We start from the raw sequence: 2,580 nt of genomic DNA, 5'->3' as shown, positions 1-2,580 counted from the left end.
GGGCGCACGGTGGATGCCTTGGCACTAGGAGCTGATGAAGGACGGGACTAACACCGATATGCTTCGGGGAGCTGTAAGTAAGCTTTGATCCGGAGATTTCCGAATGGGGAAACCCACTGTTCGTAATGGAGCAGGACTTGTGTCTGAATACATAGGGCACAAGAGGCATACCTGGGGAACTGAAACATCTCAGTACCCAGAGGAAGAGAAAGCAAATGCGATTTCCCAAGTAGCGGCGAGCGAAACGGGAACAGCCCAAACCAGAGAGCTTGCTCTCTGGGGTTGTAGGACACTCCACATGGAGTTACAAAGGAATTCTTTAGACGAATCCATCTGGAAAGATGAGCCAAAGAGGGTAACAGCCCTGTAGTCAAAAGAGAATTCTCTCCGGAGTGTATCCTGAGTACGGCGGAACACGTGGAATTCCGTCGGAATCCGGGAGGACCATCTCCCAAGGCTAAATACTCCCTAGTGACCGATAGTGAACCAGTACCGTGAGGGAAAGGTGAAAAGTACCCCGGAAGGGGAGTGAAAGAGTACCTGAAACCGTGTGCCTACAAGTAGTCGAAGCGCATTTACGCGTGACGGCGTACCTTTTGTAGAATGGACCGGCGAGTTACGATCGTATGCAAGGTTAAGTGGAAGACACGAAGCCGCAGCGAAAGCGAGTCTAAACAGGGCGAATGAGTATGCGGTCGTAGACCCGAAACCGTGTGATCTACCCATGTCCAGGGTGAAGGTCAGGTAACACTGACAGGAGGCCCGAACCCACGTATGTTGAAAAATGCGGGGATGAGGTGTGGGTAGGGGTGAAATGCCAATCGAACACGGAGATAGCTGGTTCTCTCCGAAATAGCTTTAGGGCTAGCCTCAAAGATTTGAGTACTGGAGGTAGAGCACTGATTGGACTAGGGGCCCTCATCGGGTTACCGAATTCAGTCAAACTCCGAATGCCAGCTACTTAGACTTGGGAGTCAGACTATGGGTGATAAGGTTCATAGTCGAAAGGGAAACAGCCCAGACCACCAGCTAAGGTCCCAAAGTATACGTTAAGTGGAAAAGGATGTGGAGTTGCTTAGACAACCAGGATGTTGGCTTAGAAGCAGCCATCATTTAAAGAGTGCGTAATAGCTCACTGGTCGAGTGACTCTGCGCCGAAAATGTACCGGGGCTAAACGTATCACCGAAGCTGTGGATTGTCTTTTAGACAATGGTAGGAGAGCGTTCTAAGTGCTGTGAAGTCAGACCGTGAGGACTGGTGGAGCGCTTAGAAGTGAGAATGCCGGTATGAGTAGCGAAAAAAGAGTGAGAATCTCTTTCACCGAATGCCTAAGGTTTCCTGAGGAAGGCTCGTCCTCTCAGGGTTAGTCGGGACCTAAGCCGAGGCCGAAAGGCGTAGGCGATGGACAACAGGCAGATATTCCTGTACCACCTCGTGATCGTTATGAGTGATGGGGGGACGCAGTAGGATAAGGAATGCGCACCGATGGACGTGTGCGCCCAAGCAGTGAGAAAGTCAGATAGGTAAATCCGTCTGGCCATTTCAAGCTGTGATGGGGAGGCAATTATAGCCGAAGTTCCGGATTTCACACTGCCGAGAAAAGCCTCTAACCAGATCACAGGTGCCCGTACCGCAAACCGACACAGGTAGGCGAGGAGAGAATCCTAAGGTGAGCGGGAGAACTCTCGTTAAGGAACTCGGCAAAATGACCCCGTAACTTAGGGAGAAGGGGTGCTCTATAGAGATAGAGCCGCAGTGAATAGGCCCAAGCGACTGTTTAGCAAAAACACAGGTCTCTGCGAAGCCGAAAGGCGAAGTATAGGGGCTGACACCTGCCCGGTGCTGGAAGGTTAAGGGGAAGAGTTAGGACCTTTGGTCCGAAGCTTAGAACCGAAGCCCCAGTAAACGGCGGCCGTAACTATAACGGTCCTAAGGTAGCGAAATTCCTTGTCGGGTAAGTTCCGACCCGCACGAAAGGTGCAACGACTTGGGCACTGTCTCAACGAGAGACCCGGTGAAATTATACTATGCGTGAAGATGCGCATTACCCGCGACAGGACGGAAAGACCCCGTGGAGCTTTACTGTAGCCTGATATTGAATGTCTGTGCAGCTTGTACAGGATAGGTGGGAGCCTCAGAAGCGTGAGCGCCAGCTTACGTGGAGGCATCCGTGGGATACCACCCTGGCTGTATGGACCTTCTAACCCAGGACCGTGATCCGGTTCGGAGACAGTGTCAGGCGGGCAGTTTGACTGGGGCGGTCGCCTCCCAAAAGGTAACGGAGGCGCCCAAAGGTTCCCTCAGAATGGTTGGAAATCATTCGCAGAGTGTAAAGGCAGAAGGGAGCTTGACTGCGAGACCTACAAGTCGAGCAGGGACGAAAGTCGGGCTTAGTGATCCGGTGGTTCCGCATGGAAGGGCCATCGCTCAACGGATAAAAGCTACCCCGGGGATAACAGGCTTATCTCCCCCAAGAGTTCACATCGACGGGGAGGTTTGGCACCTCGATGTCGGCTCATCGCATCCTGGGGCTGTAGTCGGTCCCAAGGGTTGGGCTGTTCGCCCATTAAAGCGGTACG

General features: G+C 52.6%; 1 rRNA gene and 2 other annotated features. The gene reads left to right on the top strand.

Features of this window, described 5'->3' with window-relative positions:
- A 23S ribosomal RNA gene (locus tag CAO17_RS16055) occupies positions 1-2,024 on the top strand.
- 45 nt (positions 2,025-2,069) lie between these two features.
- Positions 2,070-2,452, top strand: a sequence feature (23S ribosomal RNA rRNA prediction is too short).
- Positions 2,453-2,517: 65 nt separating this feature from the next.
- Positions 2,518-2,580, top strand: a sequence feature (23S ribosomal RNA rRNA prediction is too short).

This window comes from Oceanobacillus senegalensis, from assembly GCF_900176885.1.
GTDB classification, from domain to species: domain Bacteria; phylum Bacillota; class Bacilli; order Bacillales; family Amphibacillaceae; genus Oceanobacillus; species Oceanobacillus senegalensis.
This window is presented reverse-complemented; position numbering and strand designations above follow the sequence as displayed.